23 protein-coding genes are annotated in these 23,629 nt (G+C 55.0%); 12 read left to right on the top strand and 11 right to left on the bottom strand.

Annotated elements, in window-relative coordinates; all coding sequences use genetic code 11:
* Positions 1-29 precede the first annotated feature (29 nt).
* The 10 genes from atpG (at position 30) to phoU (ending at position 11,180) form a co-directional block, all read left to right on the top strand.
* The gene (gene atpG / locus ACNQ0W_RS08355) at positions 30-893 is read left to right on the top strand and encodes a F0F1 ATP synthase subunit gamma (RefSeq protein ID WP_003862364.1); all 864 of its coding nucleotides are present in this window, start codon (positions 30-32) and stop codon (positions 891-893) included.
* Positions 894-924: 31 nt separating this feature from the next.
* Positions 925-2,307, top strand: coding sequence for a F0F1 ATP synthase subunit beta (atpD, locus tag ACNQ0W_RS08350; RefSeq protein ID WP_003862362.1), 1,383 nt, complete (start codon positions 925-927; stop codon positions 2,305-2,307).
* Positions 2,308-2,327: 20 nt separating this feature from the next.
* Positions 2,328-2,747 (top strand): F0F1 ATP synthase subunit epsilon, encoded by a 420-nt coding sequence (locus ACNQ0W_RS08345; protein ID WP_003862360.1) that lies wholly within the window; start codon positions 2,328-2,330, stop codon positions 2,745-2,747.
* Between the two features lie 138 nt (positions 2,748-2,885).
* A complete protein-coding gene (glmU, locus tag ACNQ0W_RS08340; protein ID WP_062933809.1) occupies positions 2,886-4,256 on the top strand; it encodes a bifunctional UDP-N-acetylglucosamine diphosphorylase/glucosamine-1-phosphate N-acetyltransferase GlmU in 1,371 nt (456 codons plus the stop codon).
* Between the two features lie 225 nt (positions 4,257-4,481).
* Positions 4,482-6,311, top strand: a complete 1,830-nt coding sequence (glmS, locus tag ACNQ0W_RS08335) for a glutamine--fructose-6-phosphate transaminase (isomerizing) (protein WP_047050604.1) — start codon at positions 4,482-4,484, stop codon at positions 6,309-6,311.
* A gap of 277 nt (positions 6,312-6,588) precedes the next feature.
* Entirely contained in the window at positions 6,589-7,629 is a 1,041-nt protein-coding gene (pstS, locus tag ACNQ0W_RS08330) for a phosphate ABC transporter substrate-binding protein PstS (protein WP_017383706.1), read from the top strand.
* A 128-nt stretch (positions 7,630-7,757) separates the two neighbouring features.
* Positions 7,758-8,717, top strand: coding sequence for a phosphate ABC transporter permease PstC (gene pstC / locus ACNQ0W_RS08325; RefSeq protein WP_015570141.1), 960 nt, complete (start codon positions 7,758-7,760; stop codon positions 8,715-8,717).
* Positions 8,717-9,607: a phosphate ABC transporter permease PstA gene (gene pstA, locus ACNQ0W_RS08320; protein ID WP_003861156.1), complete on the top strand. Its 891-nt coding sequence runs from the start codon at positions 8,717-8,719 to the stop codon at positions 9,605-9,607. The genes pstC and pstA overlap by 1 nt, the downstream gene beginning before the upstream one ends.
* 47 nt (positions 9,608-9,654) lie before the next feature.
* A complete protein-coding gene (pstB, locus tag ACNQ0W_RS08315) occupies positions 9,655-10,428 on the top strand; it encodes a phosphate ABC transporter ATP-binding protein PstB (RefSeq protein WP_003861154.1) in 774 nt (257 codons plus the stop codon).
* Positions 10,429-10,454: 26 nt separating this feature from the next.
* Complete coding sequence (gene phoU, locus ACNQ0W_RS08310; RefSeq protein WP_003861153.1) at positions 10,455-11,180, top strand: phosphate signaling complex protein PhoU; 726 nt, start codon at positions 10,455-10,457, stop codon at positions 11,178-11,180.
* Between the two features lie 44 nt (positions 11,181-11,224).
* Here the strand turns inward: phoU and yieH are convergent, their stop codons facing one another.
* A complete protein-coding gene (gene yieH / locus ACNQ0W_RS08305) occupies positions 11,225-11,890 on the bottom strand; it encodes a 6-phosphogluconate phosphatase (protein ID WP_017694033.1) in 666 nt (221 codons plus the stop codon).
* 165 nt (positions 11,891-12,055) lie between these two features.
* Between yieH and adeP the strand changes: the two genes are divergently transcribed.
* Positions 12,056-13,393 (top strand): adenine permease AdeP, encoded by a 1,338-nt coding sequence (gene adeP, locus ACNQ0W_RS08300; RefSeq protein WP_017383704.1) that lies wholly within the window; start codon positions 12,056-12,058, stop codon positions 13,391-13,393.
* 86 nt (positions 13,394-13,479) lie between these two features.
* On the opposite strand, the gene ACNQ0W_RS08295 is transcribed toward adeP, so the two are convergent.
* The 10 genes from ACNQ0W_RS08295 to rpmH all read right to left on the bottom strand — a co-directional run bounded on the left by ACNQ0W_RS08295 (position 13,480) and on the right by rpmH (position 21,633).
* Positions 13,480-14,046, bottom strand: a complete 567-nt coding sequence (locus tag ACNQ0W_RS08295; RefSeq protein WP_003861147.1) for an NADPH-dependent FMN reductase — start codon at positions 14,044-14,046, stop codon at positions 13,480-13,482.
* Between the two features lie 36 nt (positions 14,047-14,082).
* Positions 14,083-14,829: a 4'-phosphopantetheinyl transferase family protein gene (locus ACNQ0W_RS08290; RefSeq protein WP_047050618.1), complete on the bottom strand. Its 747-nt coding sequence runs from the start codon at positions 14,827-14,829 to the stop codon at positions 14,083-14,085.
* Positions 14,830-14,951: 122 nt separating this feature from the next.
* A complete protein-coding gene (yidZ, locus tag ACNQ0W_RS08285) occupies positions 14,952-15,923 on the bottom strand; it encodes an HTH-type transcriptional regulator YidZ (protein WP_047050619.1) in 972 nt (323 codons plus the stop codon).
* Positions 15,892-17,067, bottom strand: coding sequence for an MFS transporter (locus ACNQ0W_RS08280; protein ID WP_017694030.1), 1,176 nt, complete (start codon positions 17,065-17,067; stop codon positions 15,892-15,894). The genes yidZ and ACNQ0W_RS08280 overlap by 32 nt, the downstream gene beginning before the upstream one ends.
* A 183-nt stretch (positions 17,068-17,250) precedes the next feature.
* Positions 17,251-17,658 carry a GNAT family N-acetyltransferase gene (locus ACNQ0W_RS08275; protein WP_045343935.1) on the bottom strand — a complete coding sequence of 136 codons (408 nt, stop codon included), beginning with the start codon at positions 17,656-17,658 and terminating at the stop codon, positions 17,251-17,253.
* Positions 17,659-17,817: 159 nt separating this feature from the next.
* Positions 17,818-19,182: a tRNA uridine-5-carboxymethylaminomethyl(34) synthesis GTPase MnmE gene (mnmE, locus tag ACNQ0W_RS08270; protein ID WP_062933064.1), complete on the bottom strand. Its 1,365-nt coding sequence runs from the start codon at positions 19,180-19,182 to the stop codon at positions 17,818-17,820.
* Between the two features lie 67 nt (positions 19,183-19,249).
* Positions 19,250-20,893: a membrane protein insertase YidC gene (gene yidC, locus ACNQ0W_RS08265; protein ID WP_003861138.1), complete on the bottom strand. Its 1,644-nt coding sequence runs from the start codon at positions 20,891-20,893 to the stop codon at positions 19,250-19,252.
* Positions 20,894-20,895: 2 nt separating this feature from the next.
* The gene (yidD, locus tag ACNQ0W_RS08260; RefSeq protein ID WP_001307474.1) at positions 20,896-21,153 is read right to left on the bottom strand and encodes a membrane protein insertion efficiency factor YidD; all 258 of its coding nucleotides are present in this window, start codon (positions 21,151-21,153) and stop codon (positions 20,896-20,898) included.
* The gene (gene rnpA / locus ACNQ0W_RS08255; RefSeq protein WP_003861126.1) at positions 21,117-21,476 is read right to left on the bottom strand and encodes a ribonuclease P protein component; all 360 of its coding nucleotides are present in this window, start codon (positions 21,474-21,476) and stop codon (positions 21,117-21,119) included. Before rnpA ends, yidD begins: the two co-directional genes overlap by 37 nt.
* A 16-nt stretch (positions 21,477-21,492) precedes the next feature.
* Entirely contained in the window at positions 21,493-21,633 is a 141-nt protein-coding gene (gene rpmH, locus ACNQ0W_RS08250) for a 50S ribosomal protein L34 (RefSeq protein WP_000831330.1), read from the bottom strand.
* 601 nt (positions 21,634-22,234) lie between these two features.
* Between rpmH and dnaA the strand changes: the two genes are divergently transcribed.
* On the top strand, positions 22,235-23,629 hold the full coding sequence (dnaA, locus tag ACNQ0W_RS08245) for a chromosomal replication initiator protein DnaA (protein WP_003861124.1): 1,395 nt from the start codon (positions 22,235-22,237) through the stop codon (positions 23,627-23,629).

Below are 23,629 nucleotides of genomic sequence, written 5' to 3'. Positions count from 1 at the left end.
ACAAGCCGTCTGGCATTGAGGAGAAGCTCATGGCCGGCGCAAAAGAGATACGTAGTAAGATCGCAAGCGTCCAGAACACGCAAAAGATCACTAAAGCGATGGAGATGGTCGCCGCTTCCAAAATGCGTAAATCGCAGGATCGCATGGCGGCCAGCCGTCCTTATGCAGAGACCATGCGCAAAGTGATTGGTCACCTTGCAAACGGTAATCTGGAATATAAGCACCCTTACCTGGAAGAACGCGACGTTAAGCGCGTGGGCTACCTGGTGGTGTCGACTGACCGTGGTCTGTGTGGCGGCTTGAACATTAACCTGTTCAAAAAACTGCTGGCGGATATGAAAGGCTGGTCCGATAAAGGCGTTCAGTGCGATCTGGCACTGATTGGCTCTAAAGGCGTCTCTTTCTTTAACTCCGTTGGCGGCAACATTGTCGCTCAGGTGACCGGTATGGGTGATAACCCGTCCCTGTCCGAACTGATCGGCCCGGTTAAAGTGATGTTGCAGGCCTACGATGAAGGCCGTCTGGACAGACTGTACGTTGTCAGCAACAAATTTATTAACACCATGTCTCAGGTGCCTACGCTCACTCAGATGCTGCCGTTACCGGCATCAGAAGATGACGAGCTGAAACAGAAAGCCTGGGATTACCTGTATGAACCCGATCCGAAACCGCTGCTGGATACCCTGCTGCGTCGTTACGTTGAATCTCAGGTTTATCAGGGCGTTGTAGAAAACCTGGCCAGCGAGCAGGCCGCACGAATGGTGGCGATGAAAGCCGCGACCGATAATGGCGGCAGCCTGATTAAAGAGCTGCAGTTGGTTTACAACAAAGCTCGTCAGGCCAGCATTACTCAGGAACTCACCGAGATCGTCTCGGGGGCCGCCGCGGTTTAACCAGGTTTACGAATTACGTAGAGGATTCAAGATGGCTACTGGAAAGATTGTCCAGGTAATCGGCGCCGTGGTGGACGTCGAGTTCCCTCAGGACGCCGTACCACGCGTGTACGACGCGCTTGAGGTACAGAATGGTAACGAGAGCCTGGTGCTGGAAGTTCAGCAGCAGCTCGGCGGCGGTATCGTGCGTACCATCGCCATGGGTTCTTCCGACGGTCTGCGTCGTGGTCTGGAAGTAAAAGACCTTGAGCACCCGATCGAAGTCCCGGTAGGTAAAGCAACACTGGGTCGTATCATGAACGTATTGGGTCAACCAATCGACATGAAAGGCGACATCGGTGAAGAAGAGCGTTGGGCTATCCACCGCGCGGCACCTTCCTACGAAGAGCTGTCCAGCTCTCAGGAACTGCTGGAAACCGGCATCAAAGTTATCGACCTGATGTGTCCGTTCGCGAAGGGCGGTAAAGTCGGTCTGTTCGGTGGTGCGGGTGTAGGTAAAACCGTAAACATGATGGAGCTGATCCGTAACATCGCGATCGAGCACTCCGGTTACTCCGTGTTTGCGGGCGTAGGTGAACGTACTCGTGAGGGTAACGACTTCTACCACGAAATGACCGACTCCAACGTTCTGGATAAAGTATCCCTGGTTTACGGCCAGATGAACGAGCCACCAGGAAACCGTCTGCGCGTTGCGCTGACTGGCCTGACGATGGCTGAGAAGTTCCGTGACGAAGGCCGTGACGTTCTGCTGTTCGTTGATAACATCTACCGTTACACCCTGGCCGGTACGGAAGTATCTGCACTGCTGGGTCGTATGCCTTCAGCGGTAGGTTATCAGCCTACGCTTGCGGAAGAGATGGGTGTTCTTCAGGAACGTATCACCTCTACCAAAACCGGTTCTATCACCTCCGTTCAGGCGGTATACGTACCTGCGGATGACTTGACTGACCCATCCCCAGCCACCACCTTTGCTCACTTAGATGCAACCGTGGTACTGAGCCGTCAGATCGCGTCTCTGGGTATCTACCCGGCCGTTGACCCGCTGGACTCCACCAGCCGTCAGCTGGATCCACTGGTTGTTGGCCAGGAGCACTACGACACCGCGCGTGGCGTACAGTCCCTGCTGCAACGTTATCAGGAACTGAAAGACATCATCGCCATCCTGGGTATGGATGAACTGTCTGAAGAAGACAAACTGGTGGTAGCACGTGCGCGTAAGATCCAGCGCTTCCTGTCCCAGCCGTTCTTCGTTGCGGAAGTATTCACCGGTTCTCCAGGTAAATACGTTTCCCTGAAAGACACCATCCGTGGCTTTAAAGGCATCATGGAAGGCGAATACGATCACCTGCCAGAGCAGGCGTTCTACATGGTTGGTTCCATCGAAGAAGCCGTGGAAAAAGCCAAAAAACTTTAACGCCTTAATCGGAGGGTGATATGGCAATGACTTACCACCTGGACGTCGTCAGCGCAGAGCAACAAATGTTCTCTGGTCTGGTCGAGAAAATCCAGGTAACGGGTAGTGAAGGTGAACTGGGTATTTTCCCGGGTCACGCACCGCTGCTCACCGCCATTAAGCCTGGTATGATCCGCATCGTTAAACAGTTCGGTCATGAAGAGTTTATCTATCTGTCCGGCGGCATTCTTGAAGTGCAGCCAGGCAGTGTGACCGTTCTGGCCGATACCGCTATTCGTGGCCAGGATCTCGACGAAGCGCGAGCCCTGGAATCGAAGCGTAAGGCTGAAGAGCACATTAACAGCTCTCATGGTGACGTGGATTACGCTCAGGCGTCTGCGGAGCTGGCCAAAGCGATCGCGAAACTGCGCGTTATCGAGTTGACCAAAAAAGCGATGTAACACCGGCTTGAAAAGCACAAAAGCCAGTCTGGATCCCAGGCTGGCTTTTTTTTTCGGCCTTAATTCATGATGAAAAAGATGTAGAATTTTAAGCATCAAACGTTTTTACTTCTCACACAAACTACCGTCAGGATGCGTATGTTAAACAGTGCGATGAGCGTGGTGATCCTTGCCGCAGGCAAAGGTACCCGCATGTATTCCGATCTGCCTAAAGTGCTCCACACGCTGGCAGGAAAGCCAATGGTGCAGCATGTTATTGATGCAGCTAATGAATTAGGCGCCAGCCAGGTACATCTGGTTTATGGACACGGCGGCGATCTGCTGAAAAAAACGCTGCGTGACGACAATCTCAACTGGGTGCTACAGGCAGAACAGCTGGGTACAGGTCATGCAATGCAGCAGGCTGCACCCTTCTTCGCTGATGATGAAGATATCCTGATGCTCTACGGCGACGTCCCGCTGATCTCCGTTGAAACCCTCACTCGCCTGCGTGAAGCCAAACCGCAGGGCGGCATCGGTTTGTTGACCGTCGTGCTGGACGATCCAACCGGCTATGGCCGCATTACGCGTGAAAACGGCAACGTGACGGGGATTGTTGAGCATAAAGATGCCACTGACGAACAGCGCCAGATTCAGGAGATCAACACCGGCATCCTGATTGCGAACGGTGCGGATATGAAGCGCTGGCTGTCTAAGCTTAATAACAACAACGCGCAGGGTGAGTACTACATCACCGATATTATTGCGATGGCGTACCACGAAGGGCGTGAAATTGCCGCCGTTCATCCGGCGCGCATCAGCGAAACGGACGGCGTGAACAATCGCCTCCAGCTTTCCCGTCTTGAGCGTATTTATCAGTCCGAGCAGGCCGAAAAGCTGCTGCTCGCGGGCGTGATGCTGCGCGATCCGGCGCGTTTCGATCTGCGTGGCACGCTGACCCACGGACGTGACGTTGAAATAGATACTAACGTTATCCTGGAAGGTAACGTCACGCTGGGCAACCGCGTCAAAATCGGCACCGGCTGTGTGATTAAAAACAGCGTGATCGGTGACGACTGCGAAATCAGCCCGTACAGCGTGGTGGAAGATGCCCATCTTAAGGCGGCATGTACCATTGGCCCGTTTGCGCGTCTGCGCCCGGGCGCTGAGCTGCTGGAAGGCGCTCACGTAGGTAACTTCGTGGAAATGAAAAAAGCGCGTCTGGGTAAGGGCTCGAAAGCCGGTCATCTGACCTATCTGGGCGATGCGGAAATTGGCGACAACGTAAACATCGGTGCTGGAACCATCACCTGTAACTATGACGGCGCCAATAAGTTTAAAACCATCATCGGTGATGACGTGTTTGTAGGCTCCGATACCCAGCTGGTGGCGCCTGTCACCGTGGGCAAAGGCGTGACCATTGCTGCCGGAACAACCGTTACGCGCGATGTGGCCGAGAACGAGCTGGTGTTAAGCCGCGTTCCGCAGGTCAGCAAGCAGGGCTGGAAACGCCCGGTGAAGCAGAAGTAACAACAAGGCGGGTGGCCCTATGCTTACCCGCCCTACGATTGAGTAGGCCTGATAAGGCGTAGCCGACATCAGGCAAACCCGGGAGAGGAGATAAATATATATCTCCCCCCATAAGCAGTACCCATAAAAATAACCCCACTCTCTACAAGGCTCGGGGCGCCCGGAAAGGGCAAATACAGGTCAGCGACAACGCATGGCATAACGCCATAATCAGGAAATCTAACTATGTGTGGAATTGTTGGCGCAGTTGCGCAGCGTGATATTGCTGAAATCCTTCTCGAAGGTTTACGTCGTCTGGAATACCGTGGTTACGACTCTGCCGGTCTGGCTGTCGTTGATGCAGAAGGTCATATGACCCGTCTGCGCCGTCTCGGTAAAGTGCAGATGCTGGCCCAGGCTGCGGAAGAACATCCGCTGCACGGTGGCACCGGTATTGCGCATACCCGCTGGGCGACCCACGGTGAGCCATCTGAAGGCAACGCACACCCGCATGTGTCTGAACACATCGTGGTGGTGCATAACGGCATTATCGAAAACCACGAACCGCTGCGTGAAGAACTGAAAGCGCGCGGCTATACCTTCGTCTCTGAAACCGACACCGAAGTGATTGCTCACCTGGTGCACTGGGAGCTGGCACAGGGCGGTACACTGCGTGATGCGGTGCTGCGCGCTATTCCTCAGCTGCGTGGTGCTTACGGTACGGTGATCATGGATTCCCGCGACCCGTCCACGCTGCTGGCCGCGCGTTCCGGTAGCCCGATGGTGATTGGTCTGGGCATGGGTGAAAACTTTATCGCTTCCGACCAGCTGGCGCTGCTGCCGGTTACCCGTCGCTTTATCTTCCTGGAAGAGGGAGACATTGCCGAGGTGACACGTCGCAGCGTGACCGTATTCGACACCAAAGGCGAGCAGGTTAAGCGTCAGGAAATCGAATCAAACCTGCAATACGACGCGGGCGACAAAGGCGCTTACCGTCACTACATGCAGAAAGAGATCTACGAACAGCCAAACGCCATTAAAAACACCCTGACCGGTCGCATCAGCCATGGTGAAGTGGATCTGAGCGAGCTGGGCGCCAATGCCAACGAACTGCTGAGCAAAGTCGAGCACATTCAGATCGTGGCCTGCGGTACCTCTTATAACTCCGGTATGGTCTCGCGCTACTGGTTTGAATCCCTGGCGGGCGTGCCGTGTGATGTGGAAATCGCGTCTGAGTTCCGCTATCGCAAATCTGCGGTGCGTCGTAACAGCCTGATGATCACCCTTTCTCAGTCTGGCGAAACGGCTGATACCCTGGCGGCGCTGCGTCTGTCTAAAGAGTTGGGTTACCTGGGCTCGCTGGCCATCTGTAACGTGCCGGGCTCTTCGCTGGTACGTGAATCCGATCTGGCACTGATGACCAAAGCCGGTACTGAAATTGGCGTGGCTTCCACCAAGGCGTTCACCACTCAGCTGACCGTTCTGCTGATGCTGGTGGCGAAACTGGCGCGTCTGAAAGGTCTGGATGCCTCCGTTGAACACGACATCGTGCATGGCCTTCAGGCGCTGCCGAGCCGTATCGAGCAGATGCTGTCTCAGGACAAACGCATTGAGGCGCTGGCTGAAGACTTCTCTGACAAACATCACTCCCTGTTCCTGGGGCGTGGCGATCAGTATCCGATTGCGCTGGAAGGCGCGCTGAAACTGAAAGAGATCTCTTACATTCATGCTGAAGCTTACGCGGCAGGTGAACTGAAACATGGCCCGCTGGCGCTGATCGACGCGGATATGCCGGTTATCGTGGTGGCACCGAACAACGAACTGCTGGAAAAACTGAAATCTAACATCGAAGAAGTGCGCGCCCGTGGTGGTGTTCTGTACGTCTTTGCGGATAAAGATGCCGGTTTCGCCAGCAGCGACAACATGCACATCATCGAGATGCCGCATGTGGAAGAGGTGATTGCGCCGATCTTCTACACCGTACCGCTGCAACTGCTGGCTTATCACGTCGCGCTGATCAAAGGCACCGACGTTGACCAGCCGCGAAATCTGGCGAAGTCTGTTACCGTAGAATAACTCCTTCAGACTCCACCTTCGGGTGGAGTTTTTTTTATGACAACCTGTCATTTTCAGCTATTTTTTCAGTGTCACATAAAGAAAATATTACTGAAATCCTGCCGTCACGTTCCCATTTAAGTGGATGATAATTAAAGATATTTTTTGTTTTCTTTAAGTGAAACTTTCTTTGTCATAAAACTGTCATATTTCGTACATTTATCTGTCACCTGTTTGTCCTATTTTGCTCATCGTAGCCACTTAAACAATGATTTACGAAATCCTTGCAGGAGACATTATGAAAGTTATGCGTACCACTGTCGCAACTGTTGTCGCCGCGACCTTATCAATGAGCGCTTTCTCTGCCTTTGCAGCAGCAAGCCTGACTGGCGCTGGTGCAACCTTCCCTGCGCCGGTGTATGCCAAATGGGCGGATACCTACCAGAAAGAGACCGGTAACAAGGTCAACTATCAGGGTATCGGCTCCTCCGGTGGCGTAAAACAAATTACCGCGAATACCGTTGATTTCGGCGCATCCGACGCTCCGCTGTCTGATGAGAAACTGAATCAGGAAGGCCTGTTCCAGTTCCCGACCGTGATCGGCGGCGTTGTGCTGGCTGTTAACATCCCTGGCCTGAAATCAGGCGAGCTGGTGCTGGACGGCAAAACCCTGGGTGACATCTACCTGGGCAAAATCAAAAAATGGGATGACGAAGCCATCACTAAGCTGAACCCGGGCGTTAAGCTGCCTTCGCAGAATATCGCGGTGGTTCGTCGTGCTGACGGCTCTGGTACCTCTTTCGTGTTCACCAGCTACCTGGCGAAAGTGAACGAAGAGTGGAAATCTAAAGTCGGTTCCGGCTCTACCGTTAACTGGCCAACCGGTCTGGGCGGTAAAGGCAACGACGGTATCGCAGCCTTCGTACAGCGTCTGCCTGGCTCTATCGGCTACGTAGAGTACGCCTACGCTAAGCAGAACAACCTGGCTTACACCAAACTGGTTTCTGCCGACGGCAAACCGGTTAGCCCGACCGAAGAGAACTTCGCCAACGCCGCGAAAGGCGCTGACTGGAGCAAATCCTTCGCGCAGGACCTGACCAACCAGAAAGGCGACGATGCATGGCCTATCACGTCTACCACCTTCATTCTGGTCCACAAAGAGCAGAAGAAGCCTGAGCAGGGTGCTGAAGTGCTGAAGTTCTTCGACTGGGCATACAAAAATGGCGGCAAACAGGCTAACGATCTGGATTACGCCAGCCTGCCAGACAGCGTGGTTGAGCAGATCCGTGCTGCATGGAAAACCAACGTGAAAGACAGCAGCGGTAAAGCACTGTACTAACAGGATATATTTAACGAAGATGGCGGGTGGCGCGCAGCGATCCCGCCCTACGGTTTACTCTGTAGGCCCGGTAAGCGTCAGCGCCACCGGGCATATTCGTAAAAACGTCTCAAACAGAAGAGTAATTTATGGCTGCAACCAAGCCTGCATTTAACCCTCCGGGTAAAAAAGGTGACATGATTTTCAGCGCGCTGGTGAAACTGGCTGCGCTGATTGTGCTATTGCTGCTGGGCGGCATTATCGTGTCCCTGATTTTCTCCTCCTGGCCGAGCATTCAAAAATTTGGTTTCGCCTTCCTGTGGACCAAAGAGTGGGATGCGCCGAACGATATTTACGGTGCGCTGGTGCCGATTTACGGCACGCTGGTGACCTCTTTTATCGCCCTGCTGATTGCGGTTCCGGTGAGCTTTGGTATTGCCCTGTTCCTGACGGAACTGGCGCCAGGCTGGCTGCGACGTCCGCTGGGTATCGCCATTGAACTGCTGGCGGCCATCCCAAGTATCGTTTACGGCATGTGGGGCCTGTTTATCTTCGCGCCGCTGTTTGCGACGTACTTCCAGGAGCCGGTCGGTAACGTTCTCTCTGCCATTCCGTTTGTGGGGGCGCTGTTCTCCGGCCCGGCATTCGGTATCGGTATTCTGGCGGCAGGTGTGATCCTCGCCATCATGATCATTCCGTACATTGCGGCGGTTATGCGCGATGTCTTCGAACAAACCCCGGTGATGATGAAAGAGTCCGCCTACGGCATCGGCTGCACCACCTGGGAAGTTATCTGGCGCATCGTCCTTCCGTTCACCAAAAATGGGGTGATTGGCGGCATTATGCTGGGCTTAGGCCGCGCGCTGGGTGAAACCATGGCGGTCACCTTTATCATCGGCAACACCTACCAGCTCGACAGCGCCTCGCTTTATATGCCGGGGAACAGTATTACCTCTGCGCTGGCGAACGAATTTGCCGAAGCGGAATCCGGGCTGCACGTCGCGGCGCTGATGGAACTGGGCCTGATCCTGTTTGTTATCACCTTTATTGTGCTGGCTATCTCCAAGCTGATGATTATGCGTCTGGCTAAAAACGAGGGGGCACGCTAATGGCGACTCTCGACATGCAAAACACCGCTCAGCTTGCGGAATCCCGTCGCAAAATGCAGTCAAAGCGCCGGATTAAAAACCGCATTGCGCTGACGCTTTCCATGGCGACGATGGCGTTCGGCCTGTTCTGGCTGATCTGGATCCTGATGTCCACCATCACCCGGGGTATTGATGGAATGTCCCTGGCGCTGTTCACCGAGATGACGCCGCCGCCGAACACGGCGGGTGGTGGTCTGGCAAACGCCCTGGCGGGCAGCGGCCTGCTGATCCTGTGGGCGACCGTTTTCGGTACGCCGTTGGGCATCATGGCGGGTATCTATCTGGCGGAGTATGGCCGCAAGTCCTGGATCGCTGAAGTCATCCGCTTTATTAACGACATTCTGCTTTCTGCCCCGTCGATTGTGGTAGGTCTGTTTGTTTACACCATCGTGGTGGCGCAAATGGAACACTTCTCCGGCTGGGCGGGTGTGATTGCGCTGGCGCTGTTGCAGGTGCCTATCGTTATTCGTACCACTGAAAACATGCTGAAACTGGTACCGGACAGCCTGCGTGAAGCGGCTTACGCGCTGGGCACGCCAAAATGGAAGATGATTTCGGCGATCACCCTGAAAGCGTCCGTCTCGGGGATCATGACCGGTATCCTGCTGGCTATCGCCCGTATCGCCGGTGAAACCGCACCGCTGCTGTTTACCGCCCTCTCCAACCAGTTCTGGAGCACGGACATGATGCAGCCGATCGCCAACCTGCCGGTGACGATCTTTAAATTTGCGATGAGCCCATTCGCGGAATGGCAGCAGCTGGCCTGGGCCGGGGTGCTGATCATCACCCTTTGCGTACTGTTGCTGAACATTCTGGCGCGCGTCATTTTCGCGAAGAAGAAACACGGTTAAATTTTTACGGCGCGGCAGCTCGCGGCGCCGAATGAGGAAATGAGTCAATGAGTATGGTTGATACTGCCCCGGGTAAGATTCAGGTTCGTGATTTGAACTTCTACTACGGCAAATTCCATGCCCTGAAGAATATCAACCTGGATATCGCAAAGAACCAGGTAACGGCATTTATCGGTCCGTCCGGCTGTGGCAAATCCACGCTGCTGCGCACCTTTAACAAAATGTATTCGCTCTATCCGGAGCAGCGCGCAGAAGGTGAAATTCTGCTGGACGGTGACAACATCCTGACCAATACCCAGGATATCGCCCTGCTGCGCGCGAAGGTGGGGATGGTGTTCCAGAAACCCACGCCGTTCCCGATGTCGATCTATGACAACATCGCCTTTGGTGTGCGTCTGTTTGAGAAGCTCTCCCGTGCGGATATGGACGAGCGCGTGCAGTGGGCATTGACCAAGGCCGCATTATGGAACGAAACCAAAGATAAACTTCACCAGAGCGGGTACTCTCTCTCCGGTGGTCAGCAGCAGCGTCTATGCATTGCGCGCGGTATCGCCATTCGCCCGGAAGTCTTGCTGCTGGATGAGCCGTGCTCAGCCCTGGACCCGATCTCAACCGGGCGTATCGAAGAGCTGATCACCGAGCTGAAGCAGGATTACACCGTGGTGATCGTGACCCACAACATGCAGCAGGCTGCACGTTGTTCTGACCACACGGCGTTTATGTACCTGGGCGAGTTGATTGAGTTCAGCGATACGGACGCGCTGTTCACCCGTCCGGCGAAGAAACAAACTGAAGATTATATTACTGGCCGCTACGGTTGATTTGCCTTAGTGCATGTGGAGAAACCATGGACAACCTCAATCTTAATAAACATATTTCCGGCCAGTTTAACGCAGAGCTGGAAAGCATTCGCACCCAGGTGATGACCATGGGCGGCATGGTCGAGCAGCAGCTTTCTGATGCGATTACGGCGATGCACAACCAGGACAGCGAGCTGGCGAAGCGCGTTATTGAAGGCGACCACAACGTCAATATGATGGAAGTCGCCATCGACGAAGCCTGCGTGCGCATCATTGCGAAGCGTCAGCCGACGGCGAGCGACCTGCGTCTGGTGATGGCGATCATCAAAACCATCGCCGAGCTGGAGCGTATCGGCGACGTGGCGGATAAAATCTGCCGTACCGCGCTGGAGAAATTCTCCCAGCAGCACCAGCCGCTGCTGGTGAGCCTGGAGTCTCTCGGTCGCCACACCGTGCAGATGCTGCACGACGTGCTTGACGCTTTCGCGCGCATGGATCTGGACGAAGCGGTCCGTATCTACCGTGAAGACAAGAAAGTTGACCAGGAATACGAAGGCATTGTGCGTCAGCTGATGACCTACATGATGGAAGATTCTCGTACCATTCCAAGCGTACTGACCGCGCTGTTCTGTGCGCGCTCCATCGAGCGTATCGGTGACCGTTGCCAGAACATTTGCGAATACATCTTCTACTTCGTGAAGGGGCAGGATTTCCGACACGTGGGCGGCGACGAACTGGACAAGCTGCTGGCAGGCAAAGATCCGAAAGAGTGATGTGTGTGGCGGGTGGCGCTAACGCTTACCCGCCCTACGTTAATTCAACGCGTAATATCCCACCCGCGCGCCTTCCACAACGCTGGCAGTTGCGCCAGATCGGTAAAGGTTGTCACTTTTGGATGGTCGATCGGCTTGTTGTGCGGATCGGCGCAGAAGTAAAACACCTCCATCCCCGCATCAATCCCTGACTGCGCGCCGGCAGATGAGTCATCCACCAGAATGCAGTTCTCCACGTTGACGTTCATCGCCTTCGCCGCGTGGAACATCAGCGCCGGATCGGGCTTCCAGCGCTGGATATCGTAGCCGCTGAACAGTTTTTCCGGGAAGTGGTGCAACATCTCCAGCTTGCCGAGCGAGTGCTGCATTTTGCTGACCGGGCCGTTAGAGACCACGCAGATCGGCACCGTCATCGCATCCAGCAGCGCGTTAGCGCCGGCGATAACTTCCAGCTCGGCGTCGAAGAGGCGTGCGACCTCGGCGCGGTACACCGGTTCCAGATCCGCTTTCGCCAGATCCACCCCGTGCTCTTCGTTAATGATGTCGATGATCTCGTACAGCTTCACGCCCTTAAAGCGTTTAAACACCTCTTCGAGATCGAGCGTAATACCAAATTCCTGGAACATGGCGACATACGCGCGGGAACAAATGACCTCACTGTCGACCAGCGTACCGTCACAGTCGAAAAATACCGCTTCAATTCCGGACATGCCTTTCCCTTTTAACAAGTTTAACGTTTTCGTACGGCAGTTCACCGGGACGCAATCGTTGCCGTATAAGCAAAATCAATGAAAAAAGTATCCCGTAACCGCCACTATTGTCGCATTTTGGTATAGGATAGCGACGAATTTTCCCTCCTTGTTCGGAAATTGATGATGAGTCAACAACACACTACCCAGACGTCTGGTCAGGGGCTGCTTGAGCGCGTGTTCAAACTGCGCGAGCACGGCACAACGGCACGCACCGAAGTGATCGCCGGTTTTACTACCTTCCTGACGATGGTCTATATCGTTTTCGTTAACCCGCAAATTCTGGGCGTGGCTGGCATGGACACCAGCGCCGTCTTTGTAACCACCTGTCTGATCGCGGCCCTTGGCAGCATCCTGATGGGCGTTTTCGCTAATCTGCCCGTGGCGCTGGCCCCGGCAATGGGTCTGAATGCGTTCTTTGCGTTCGTGGTGGTTCAGGCGATGGGCCTGCCGTGGCAGGTTGGGATGGGCGCTATTTTCTGGGGCGCGGTCGGCCTCCTGCTGCTGACCATCTTCCGCGTGCGCTACTGGATGATTGCAAACATTCCCGTGAGCCTGCGCGTGGGCATCACCAGCGGTATCGGTCTGTTTATCGGCATGATGGGGCTGAAAAACGCTGGCGTTATCGTGGCGAACCCGGAAACGCTGGTGAGCATTGGTAACCTGACCTCTCACAGCGTGCTGCTGGGCGTGCTGGGCTTCTTTATCATCGCGATCCTGGCATCGCGCAACATCCATGCTGCGGTGCTGGTCTCTATCATTGTGACCACGCTGCTGGGCTGGATGCTGGGTGACGTACATTACAACGGTATCGTCTCTGCGCCACCGAGCGTCTCTACCGTGATTGGCCACGTTGATCTGGCGGGCTCGCTGAACCTGGGACTGGCCGGGGTGATTTTCTCCTTCATGCTGGTCAACCTGTTTGACTCCTCCGGTACGCTGATTGGCGTGACCGACAAAGCGGGTCTGGCGGATGAAAAAGGCAAATTCCCGCGCATGAAGCAGGCGCTGTATGTGGATAGTATCTCGTCCGTCGCTGGCTCTTTCATCGGCACCTCGTCTGTTACCGCTTACATTGAATCCTCTTCCGGTGTGTCCGTGGGCGGTCGTACCGGCCTGACGGCGGTAGTTGTGGGTCTGCTGTTCCTGCTGGTGATCTTCCTCTCTCCGCTGGCGGGGATGGTGCCACCATACGCGGCAGCCGGCGCGCTGATTTACGTCGGCGTGCTGATGACCTCAAGCCTGGCGCGCGTGAAGTGGGAAGATCTGACGGAAGCCGTTCCGGCATTTATTACCGCGGTGATGATGCCGTTCAGCTTCTCGATCACCGAAGGTATCGCGCTGGGCTTTATCTCTTACTGCGTGATGAAAATCGGTACTGGCCGCTTCCGCGAACTCAGCCCGTGCGTGATTATTGTGGCGCTGCTGTTTGTGCTGAAGATTGTGTTTATTGATGCACACTAAGATGCTGGTGGTGTCAGGTGGCGCTTCGCTTACCTGACCTACGGGCTAAGTTCCCTCTCCCCGTGGGAGAGGGTTAGGGTGAGGGCTTACGCCTTCACCCGCTTAATATAATCCCCAAACGCGGTCAGCTGGCCAGAGAGATGGTCACGCGTACTCTGATCCACCACTTCACCCGTCTGCGGGTCGACCTTGTTCTGAATCACGCCGCCCATAAATTCCGGCTTGTTCATCACCATCGCATCCAGGAACACCAGGATCTGACGCAGGTGATACTGGCAGCGCGCGCCGCCGATGGCGCCCATTGAGCTGGTCTGGATCAGCACAGGTTTACCAGACAGCGGCTGCTCCGGTAAACGGGACAGCCAGTCAATGGCGTTCTTCAGACCACCCGGCACCGAGTAGTTATACTCAGGCGTCACAATCACCACGCCGTCAGCCTGACGGATTTGCTCGGCTATCGCTTCCACGCTCTGCGGGAACCCTTCTTCCTGCTGAACGTCAGCATCATAAAGCGGGATGTCGCCAATGGACGGCAGGGCACTGATCTCCATTCCCGCAGGCGCCAGCTGCGGCAGCGTACGGGCAACCATCCCGTTAAAAGAACCTTTGCGCAGGCTTCCCAGTAACGTAACAACTTTCAACGTATCAGACATGATTACTCCTGTTTCATCATGATGATCCTGGACGGATCAGCTATGGGTGTATGCTTTTTCTGCCGGTAAACTGGTTAATCGCATCAGGCGCGCGGCGGGCTCGTTGGCGCGCTCAGGTACATCCGGAAGACTACGCCAACCGCGAGTGCTGTCAAACTCCCAGATTTTCAGCCGTTCGATGGCGGGTGTCACCGCAACGGACCAGATTAGCACGTCCTCAGCGTCGCTGAGCGCCTCTACCAGCGAGGCTTTTGTCGCGCGCAGGCGTCCGGAGCCGGGGAGCAGCTGCAACAGGCTGGCGTCGTCTGACGCCGCGCCGCTCAGTTTGCGGATGCTCTGGCGAAGGGTGATGAGCTGCGCTCTGGCTTCAACGGGGTCGTTCTGGTTACGTATCCACAGCTTTTCATTGCTTGAGAGCGGGTATTCATCGAGCGCGTTAGCACCATGGAAGCTGCGCGTGACGCGTTGTAGCTCCATATCCAGGCCGCAATCACCTTCCGTCGTCAGCGCGACGCCAACAATGTTGCCGGTGTACGCAATGGAAAAATGGGGGAGTGCCGGGTCCGCAAAAACCGGGCGACCTTCTGGCTGGGTGAGTATGTCCGGTAATTCGCTGGTGCCGTACAGCATAAAAAGCAGTTCTGCGAGGAGCGCTCTGGAAGCTAAAAACCGCGTCCTGCGGTGTTCAGGTAGTTTGAGCGCCTCACTGTGACAGGCTGAAGATATTCTGGCCGATACGAGATGCCCTTCCGTTAATGTTCCTCGTGCAAAATGCGTAGCCATTTTTCGCTCCTTGATAATGGTCGTAGTCGGTTAAACGGTTACATGATTATCGCTTAACTCAGCTTCTGTTTTAATCAGTAAATGGAAATAAGAGAAGCCTGAGCACCGAACTTTACATTATCTTAGGCAAAAACCTGACCTGGTGCGGTATACAGCGCTTTAATCGTCTCACGCAGCCAGAGGATTTTCGGATTATGGCTGTTCCGTTTATGCCAGATCAGCGTGAAGGGGACGGTGAGCTTTTCTGCCTGCGCCTCATCGATGGGAATGGGAAGACAGACCAGATTACGCTGGTGGAGTTGATTGTAGTGATGGCAGTAGTGCGGCGCAGTGGCAATGTAGTTGTGATCCGGCTGGGCCGCCATAAACATCGACTGTTCAAAACCGGGCAAACTCATGGCGATGTTACGCTCCCGGCCCATCTCCCTTAGCACCTCATCGAGCGCCCAGGTGTCGCTGCGTTCCCAGAAGATGCTGATATGCGGGTAGCGCAGAAACGTCTCCAGATCCCACGCTTCCTGGAGCGCGGGATGATCCTCGCGCAAATACACGCACGGACGGTCACTGAACAGGATTTCGTAGTCGATAAACCACGGCATCAGCTTTAGCAGTTCGCGCGAGCGAGGGTGCGTTTCACGCCCGGTGAAGCCCAGATCCACTTCTCCGCGCGTAATGGCGTCCAGCGAATCGTAATCCCATTGGCGCAGCTTCACCGTCGCCTGTGGATAACGCTGATTCACCTGCTCCAGCAGGGTATTAAAGCGGATCAGCATCAGCGGTGTTTCGGCGGCGAGCACAAACTTAAGCCCGCCAGGAGAGCTATGGTGGAATTTATCGAGGATCTGGTTGCCAATCTGCATCCAGTCGGCCAAATCCTGTTCCAGACTCACCGTCAGCGGCGTGGGCAGTAGCCCTAAAGGCGTTTTAACAAACAGCGGATCGTCGAACCAGTCGCGCAACTTCGCCAGCGATTTACTCACCGCGGACGGCGTCACGTTCATCCGCTTCGCGGCTTTGGTGACGCTGCGCTCCTGCAACAAAAGTTGCAGGCAAAGTAAAAGATTAAGATCGAGACTGCTGATGGGCTTCTTCATAGTGCGCCGCGGGCTGGATGACCATAAGTAAGGTAATGCAGAGTATGCTACAGCCAATCAGAACCCCGATCAGCATATTCAGCGCGTTAAGGCCGATCACCGCCGCCAGCCAAATCCACAGTGACGAACCGCAGACCTGCGCAATGCCCAGCACCGAGCTTGCCACGCCAGCCCGCAGCGAAAACGGGCCAAGCGCCTGACTCATCGCCACACCAAAGCCGACGGAGAATCCGGCGCAGATCAGAGTAATGCCCACCAGCATTACAGCATGTGAGGTGGCAGTCGCGAGGATCACGCCTGCGGCGAGAAACAACGTCTGTGAGGCGAGCATCAGCGTGCGCTGGCGGAAGATGTTGAGCGCAAAGGGCGTGGAGAATGAGACCGCCATGCTGACCATCGCGGTTAGCGCCATCACCGTCGAATACTCACCGCGATCGAAGCCCATCGTCTCCATCAACAACACCGGGGAAACGTTTACATAGGTAAGGATCACCGCCACGCTAAGCGTGGTGATTGTCAGCCGACTCAGGAAAAAGCGATTCATCAGCTTTTCAGCCGGATGGAGGGTTGCGGTGTGATATGGCTGTTGCGAACCGGGATGGGTCTCTTTCAGCACTAACACGGACAGGATAAAGACGATGGCGCCCATTGCGGCCATGGTCCAGAAAAGGCTCTGCCACGGAAATTTAAGCATAATCAGGTAGCCAACAACCGGTGCCAGCACCGGGATGATGCAGGTAATGCCGTTCAGCATCGACAGCACTTTAGCGCGGCGCTGGGCGCTCAAGGTATCGCGCAGAATGGCAAAGGCCACCACGTAACAGCCGCCTGCGCCAATGCCCTGGATAAAACGTCCTGACAGGAACATTGTGCTTTCCTGCGCCACTGAACAGAGTACTGATGCCAGCGCAAAGATAACTGCACCCGTAATCGCGACGGGCTGGCGGCCTGCTTTATCCGCGATTTTCCCGGCAAATACCATCGACGACGCCATTCCCGCGAGGTAGGCCGAAAACGCGATGTGTAGTTGCGCCTCGCTGGCACCCAGATCGCGGGCAATATGCGGTAGCCCCACCAGATACATATCAATGCCGGACGGATACAGCAGAACCAGCGCAAAACTACAAAACAGAAAACGAGCCATAAATCCCCCATAGATGCAGGCAAGCAGGATAGGGGGCATGGGGGGATTAAGCGAGTTGCCATTTGGATAATGGTGATTTCCTGGCAGGACATCACCATAACGGAGGCTGAATAAGTGAGCTACTGTATTCGATGATCTGTCTTCTGAACGCGGCTATGGGTTGCTAAACAAGGAGGCTTGCAACTACCCCCAGACTCTCGCCATTCCCTCACTTTCCGGCCGGACTAATTCAAAACCGAACTTTGCGTAGAGTGCCGGTACATCAGCCACCAGAGAGACATAAGCGCCTTTGTAAGCATGACGGTCCAGCCAGTGAATAATGCTTTCCATAATGAGCCGGCCAAGGCCACGCCCCTGATGAGCGGGATCGACGGCAATATCGACTATCTCGAAGTTTAATGCTCCGTCGCCAACAATACGTCCCATACCGACAGGCACTCCCTGCCAGAGAATGTGTACGCCATAACAGCTTCGTGGCAAACCCACTTTGGCTGCTTCTGGCGGTCGTGCTGACAAGCCCGATATGCTACGTAAGCGACAAAAATCTTCGACTGAAGGAACAGATTCAACGACGGTGTATTCGGCAGTCATGATTATTACCATTAACAAAAAATTAACTTTTAGCAGTCTGGGGGGGTAATGGCAATGCCTGAAACGACTCGGGTGTCGGCCAGAGAATGATAAGAGGATAATAAAAACCTGCATTAACAGGAAGTTAATGCAGGTTAGTGGGCGTTTATGAACCCGGCGTCATTTACCAATACAGAAGCTCGAGAATATCCGGCCCAGCAGATCGTCCGACGTAAACTCCCCGGTGATCTCGCTCAAATTCTGCTGCGCCAGACGCAGCTCTTCCGCCAGCAGTTCACCGGCCCACGCGCCGATCAGCTGGGCTTTACCCTGCTCAAGGTGGCGAGCCGCCTCTTCCAGCGCCTGCAAGTGACGACGACGCGCCAGGAAGCCCCCCTCCATGCTGGTGTCGAAGCCCATGCTCTGTTTGAGATGGCTACGCAGGGCTTCCACGCCTTCCCCGGTACGGGCCGACAGGCGAATAAGTGAGTGACCATTCACATCGCTGATGCCCAGCGTTTCGCCGGTAACGTCGGCCTTGTTGCGCACCACGGTGATCGGTAGTTTAGCCGGGAGACGGGCGATAAAGTCTGGCCAGATTTCAGCCGGGTCAACGGCGTCGGTTGTGGTGCCGTCCACCATAAACAGCACGCGATCGGCCTGCTCGATCTCCTGCCAGGCGCGTTCGATACCGATACGCTCGACTTCATCGCTCGCATCGCGCAGGCCAGCGGTGTCGATGATGTGCAGCGGCATGCCGTCTATATGGATATGCTCGCGCAGGACATCGCGGGTGGTGCCGGCTATGTCGGTCACGATCGCCGCTTCACGGCCCGCCAGGGCGTTCAGCAGGCTCGATTTCCCGGCATTGGGGCGACCAGCAATCACCACCTTCATTCCTTCACGCAGCAGGCTGCCCTGGCGCGCTTCGGCGCGAACGGCATCAAGATCGTTCATCACCTGGTTGAGCTGAGCTTCAATTTTACCGTCTGAGAGGAAGTCGATCTCTTCGTCCGGGAAGTCGATAGCCGCTTCGACATAGATTCGCAGGTGAGTAAGTGCTTCCACAAGGTGATTCACGCGTGCGGAAAATGCCCCCTGCAACGAGTTCAGCGCGGAGCGGGCTGCCTGTTCGGAACTGGCGTCGATCAGGTCGGCAATCGCCTCGGCCTGCGCCAGGTCGAGCTTATCGTTGAGGAAAGCACGCTCGGAGAACTCACCCGGCTTTGCAATGCGCAGGCCTGGCAGGGTCAGAATACGTTTTAACAGCAGGTCGAGGATCACCGGGCCGCCGTGACCCTGAAGCTCCAGCACGTCTTCGCCGGTAAAGGAGTTTGGGCCGGGGAACCACAGCGCGATGCCCTGGTCCAGCGGCGTGCCGTCGACATCCTTAAACGGCAGATAATCAGCGTAGCGCGGCTTTGGCAGTTTACCCAGCACCGCTTCGGCCACCTCGCGCGCCTTCAGGCCGGAGATGCGCAGAATGCCTACACCACCGCGTCCCGGTGGGGTTGCCTGGGCGACGATAGTGTCGTTATGGCTCATGGTTGCTCTCGTTCAAATAAAAAAGGCGGTCAATCGACCGCCCTTATTTTAGCGTTAACTTACCGAATCAGGACTTTTTCTTTTCGCGGCTATGCAGGCCACGTTTTTCCAGACCACGGTAAATCAGCTGCTGCTGGATGATGGTCACCAGGTTGCTGACGATATAGTACAGCACCAGACCTGACGGGAACCACAGGAAGAACACGGTGAAGATGACCGGCATAAAGGTCATGATCTTCTGCTGCATCGGGTCGGTCACGGTGGTCGGCGACATCTTCTGAATGAAGAACATCGTCACGCCCATCAGGATCGGCAGGATGTAGTACGGGTCCTGTGCGGACAGGTCATGGATCCACAGGGCGAACGGCGCGTGGCGCAGCTCAACGGAACCCATCAGCATGTAGTACAGCGCAAGGAAGATTGGCATCTGAATCAGCAGCGGGAAGCAACCACCCAGTGGGTTTACTTTCTCTGCTTTATACAGGGCCATCATCTCCTGGCTCTGACGCTGTTTGTCATCGCCCAGACGCTCACGCATAGCCTGAATCTTCGGCTGTAGCATACGCATCTTCGCCATGGAGGTGTACTGCGCTTTAGTCAGCGGGTACATGATGCCACGAACGATAAAGGTGATAACGATGATGGAGAAGCCCCAGTTACCCAGGAAGCTGTGGATGAACTTCAGCAGCTTAAACAGCGGCTGAGAGATGAACCACAACCAACCGTAATCGACGGTCAGATCCAGGTGCGGCGCAACGGCAGCCATTTTGTCCTGGATTTCCGGGCCGACCCACAGGGTGCTTGCCAGCTTACCGGTTTGACCCGGCTGCACCAGAACCGGCTGAGATTTGTAGCCGATGGCTGCAATACCGTTGCCGAGGTTCGCGGTGTAGAAGTTGTTCGTACCGTCGTTATTCGGTACCCACGCCGTCGCGAAATACTGTTGCAGCATTGCGACCCAACCGCCTTTAGAGCTGACGTTCAGGTTTTCGTTATCGGCAATGGTGTCGAATTTGTATTTCTCGTACTTGGTATCTGGCGTGGAGTAAGCCGCGCCACGGAAGGTATGCAGCGCAAAGTTGCTGCTTCCGGTGTCACGGTGAGACGGCAGATTGATGGACTGCTTCAGCTGACCAAAGGTAGAGATTTCCAGCGGTTTCGCACCGGCGTTCTGTACGCTGTAGCCCACGTTCACCGCATACTCACCGCGTTTCAGGGTGAAGGTTTTGGTGAAGGTGTTGCCTGCCGCGTCGGTGTAGGTCATCGGGATAACCAGTTCGTTCTGACCATCAGCCAGTACAAACGTGTCATTCTCGACGTTATACAGTGGACGCGCACCGTTAGCCGGGTTATCCGGGCCATCACGACCGGTCAGGCCGCTCTGCGCCTGGTAGATAAATTCAGGCGTGGTTTCCAGTAACTGGAACGGTTCGGTAGACTTCAGCTCTTTCGGGTAGGTCAACAGCAGCGCCTGCTCAACATCACCACCACGGGTGTTGATAGTCAGCTCAAGCACATCGGTCTTAACCGTAATCTGTTTCCCCTGGCCACTGGCCGGTACGCCCTGGTCGGCGGCGCTACCCGCTGCGGTGGTCGTGGTCTGCGTGGTCTGCTGCTGGGGTTGAGGATTTTTATCCTGCTCCCATGCCTGCCAGATCATGAAAGACACGAACAACAAAGCGATGATAAGAAGATTGCGTTGCGAATCCATCGTTAGTGTTCTCTGGTATCAAAAGGTCCTGGAGGGACGGGGTCGTCTCCACCTGGGTGTAAAGGGTGGCATTTTAATACGCGTTTCACCGTCAACCAACTGCCTTTTATCACTCCAAACCTGCGCAATGCCTCAATTCCGTAGCTTGAGCATGTTGGCGTGAAACGGCAGTGTGGCCCGAGTAGCGGACTAATCAGGCGTTGATAAACCCGAATGAGGGCTATCAGGACCCGCGAGCCAGGCGACAGTGGCGGCGCCATAATTTTTCCAACGCTTCCGAGAGAGCACGGTTATCGAGGTCGGCAACCCCTTTTTTAGCCACCACCACGAAATCCATTGAAGGCAGTTCGTGCTGACGTAAACGGAAGCTTTCACGCGTCAGACGTTTAATCCGGTTGCGTTCATGCGCACGCTTAACGTTTTTCTTGGCGACTGTGAGACCGATGCGGGGATGCCCCAGCGAATTTTGGCGGCCGAGGATGGTGATTTGCGGCGTGCCAGCCCGTTGTGGCTGCTGGAAGACGAAAGTGAAATGAGTGGGAGTTAACAAACGTAACTCCCTGGGAAATGCGAGCTTAACCACTCAGGGGTTAGCTTTATTACTTGGAAACGGTCAGACGAGCGCGGCCTTTAGCACGACGACGTGCCAGAACCTGACGACCATTTTTAGTAGCCATACGAGCACGGAAGCCGTGAGAACGGTTGCGCTTCAGTACAGACGGTTGAAAAGTGCGTTTCATGGCGATTTCTACCTAAACTTGAAAAAATTCATGACTTTTGCGGATGCCCGACCGAGTTTCGAATGACGGACGCCGAAGCCGTGGGTGATTAAAGAGGCCGGATTGTAATAATTGTACACTCCGGAGTCAATTCTCTTTCCTTAAATCCCTGTGTATTTCCGCACGATTTCGCGTGGAAAATGAGCAACGGACGACGCAGGAAGATGAGCATCACGCGCCGGGTCGAGGATTATACGGGCTCGCCAACAAAGCGCAAGGATCGTCCCGGATCTTCGTTAGATCATTTAAGCCAAAAATTGTCTGTACTCATTAAATTTTCCAATATGCGGCCTAAATCGCGAGGCACTCGCGTCAGGATCGTTTACACTTACCCGATTCCGGATCTTCCTGTGGATAAATCGGGAAGAATCTGTGAGAAACAGAAGATCTCTGGCTCAGTTTAGGCTATGATCCGCGGTCCCGATCGGGATCCAGCGATCCAGGCCGGGTATAACCGCAGATAGCGGTTCGCACATCACCCTTTTGCACAGGGTCATGTCGATGTGCGCCAACAATCATGAATATTCAATAGTTTTCTTTTATTGTTCGAGTGGAGTCCGCCGTGTCACTTTCGCTTTGGCAGCAGTGTCTTGCCCGATTGCAGGATGAGTTACCAGCCACAGAATTCAGTATGTGGATCCGCCCGTTGCAGGCGGAACTGAGCGATAACACGCTGGCTTTGTATGCGCCAAACCGTTTCGTGCTCGATTGGGTAAGGGATAAATACCTTAATAACATCAATGGACTGCTGAACGATTTCTGCGGGTCAGATGCCCCACAGCTGCGTTTTGAAGTGGGCACAAAGCCGGTCACCCAAACCGTTCGTGAAGTTGTCAATGTGGCAGCCCCTGCACAGGCGGCGCCCGCGCCAGCGCCTCGCGTTGCACCGGCTCGTCAGGGCTGGGATAACGTTCCGGCCCCCGCTGAGCCTACCTACCGCTCTAACGTTAACGTGAAACACACGTTCGATAACTTCGTTGAAGGTAAGTCGAACCAGCTGGCGCGCGCGGCGGCTCGCCAGGTTGCCGATAACCCCGGCGGCGCTTACAACCCGCTGTTTCTGTATGGCGGCACGGGTCTCGGTAAAACGCACCTGCTGCATGCGGTGGGCAACGGCATTATGGCGCGTAAGCCCAATGCCAAAGTGGTGTATATGCACTCCGAACGCTTCGTTCAGGACATGGTAAAAGCCCTGCAAAACAATGCGATCGAAGAGTTTAAACGCTACTACCGTTCCGTTGATGCGCTGCTGATCGATGACATTCAGTTCTTTGCCAATAAAGAACGATCGCAGGAAGAGTTTTTCCATACCTTTAACGCCCTGCTGGAAGGCAATCAGCAGATCATTCTGACCTCGGATCGTTATCCTAAAGAGATCAACGGCGTTGAAGATCGTCTCAAATCCCGCTTCGGCTGGGGCCTGACCGTGGCGATCGAGCCGCCGGAGTTGGAAACCCGCGTCGCGATCCTGATGAAGAAAGCCGACGAGAACGACATTCGCCTGCCGGGTGAAGTGGCGTTCTTCATTGCCAAGCGTCTGCGTTCCAACGTGCGTGAACTGGAAGGGGCGCTGAATCGCGTTATCGCCAACGCCAACTTCACCGGTCGTGCGATCACCATCGATTTTGTGCGTGAAGCGCTGCGCGATTTATTGGCTTTGCAGGAAAAACTGGTCACTATCGACAATATTCAGAAGACGGTGGCTGAGTACTACAAGATCAAAGTGGCAGATTTACTGTCTAAACGTCGTTCCCGCTCGGTGGCGCGTCCGCGTCAGATGGCGATGGCGCTGGCAAAAGAGCTAACCAACCACAGTCTGCCGGAAATCGGTGATGCGTTTGGTGGCCGTGACCATACGACCGTGCTGCACGCTTGTCGCAAGATCGAGCAGTTACGCGAAGAAAGCCACGACATAAAAGAAGATTTTTCCAATTTAATCAGAACATTATCATCGTGA

This window comes from Enterobacter cloacae complex sp. 6730903, assembly GCF_048283985.1.
Lineage (GTDB): Bacteria > Pseudomonadota > Gammaproteobacteria > Enterobacterales > Enterobacteriaceae > Enterobacter > Enterobacter hormaechei_C.
The sequence above is the reverse complement of the archived record's forward strand: the minus strand, read 5'-3'. Positions and strand labels throughout refer to the sequence as shown.

Coding starts and splice junctions, on each gene's coding strand:
- atpG (WP_003862364.1), top strand. CDS start 30: ATGGCCGGCGCAAAAGAGATACGTAGTAAGATCGCAAGCGTCCAGAAC.
- atpD (WP_003862362.1), top strand. CDS start 925: ATGGCTACTGGAAAGATTGTCCAGGTAATCGGCGCCGTGGTGGACGTC.
- ACNQ0W_RS08345 (WP_003862360.1), top strand. CDS start 2,328: ATGGCAATGACTTACCACCTGGACGTCGTCAGCGCAGAGCAACAAATG.
- glmU (WP_062933809.1), top strand. CDS start 2,886: ATGTTAAACAGTGCGATGAGCGTGGTGATCCTTGCCGCAGGCAAAGGT.
- glmS (WP_047050604.1), top strand. CDS start 4,482: ATGTGTGGAATTGTTGGCGCAGTTGCGCAGCGTGATATTGCTGAAATC.
- pstS (WP_017383706.1), top strand. CDS start 6,589: ATGAAAGTTATGCGTACCACTGTCGCAACTGTTGTCGCCGCGACCTTA.
- pstC (WP_015570141.1), top strand. CDS start 7,758: ATGGCTGCAACCAAGCCTGCATTTAACCCTCCGGGTAAAAAAGGTGAC.
- pstA (WP_003861156.1), top strand. CDS start 8,717: ATGGCGACTCTCGACATGCAAAACACCGCTCAGCTTGCGGAATCCCGT.
- pstB (WP_003861154.1), top strand. CDS start 9,655: ATGAGTATGGTTGATACTGCCCCGGGTAAGATTCAGGTTCGTGATTTG.
- phoU (WP_003861153.1), top strand. CDS start 10,455: ATGGACAACCTCAATCTTAATAAACATATTTCCGGCCAGTTTAACGCA.
- yieH (WP_017694033.1), bottom strand. CDS start 11,890: ATGTCCGGAATTGAAGCGGTATTTTTCGACTGTGACGGTACGCTGGTC.
- adeP (WP_017383704.1), top strand. CDS start 12,056: ATGAGTCAACAACACACTACCCAGACGTCTGGTCAGGGGCTGCTTGAG.
- ACNQ0W_RS08295 (WP_003861147.1), bottom strand. CDS start 14,046: ATGTCTGATACGTTGAAAGTTGTTACGTTACTGGGAAGCCTGCGCAAA.
- ACNQ0W_RS08290 (WP_047050618.1), bottom strand. CDS start 14,829: ATGGCTACGCATTTTGCACGAGGAACATTAACGGAAGGGCATCTCGTA.
- yidZ (WP_047050619.1), bottom strand. CDS start 15,923: ATGAAGAAGCCCATCAGCAGTCTCGATCTTAATCTTTTACTTTGCCTG.
- ACNQ0W_RS08280 (WP_017694030.1), bottom strand. CDS start 17,067: ATGGCTCGTTTTCTGTTTTGTAGTTTTGCGCTGGTTCTGCTGTATCCG.
- ACNQ0W_RS08275 (WP_045343935.1), bottom strand. CDS start 17,658: ATGACTGCCGAATACACCGTCGTTGAATCTGTTCCTTCAGTCGAAGAT.
- mnmE (WP_062933064.1), bottom strand. CDS start 19,182: ATGAGCCATAACGACACTATCGTCGCCCAGGCAACCCCACCGGGACGC.
- yidC (WP_003861138.1), bottom strand. CDS start 20,893: ATGGATTCGCAACGCAATCTTCTTATCATCGCTTTGTTGTTCGTGTCT.
- yidD (WP_001307474.1), bottom strand. CDS start 21,153: ATGGCGCCGCCACTGTCGCCTGGCTCGCGGGTCCTGATAGCCCTCATT.
- rpmH (WP_000831330.1), bottom strand. CDS start 21,633: ATGAAACGCACTTTTCAACCGTCTGTACTGAAGCGCAACCGTTCTCAC.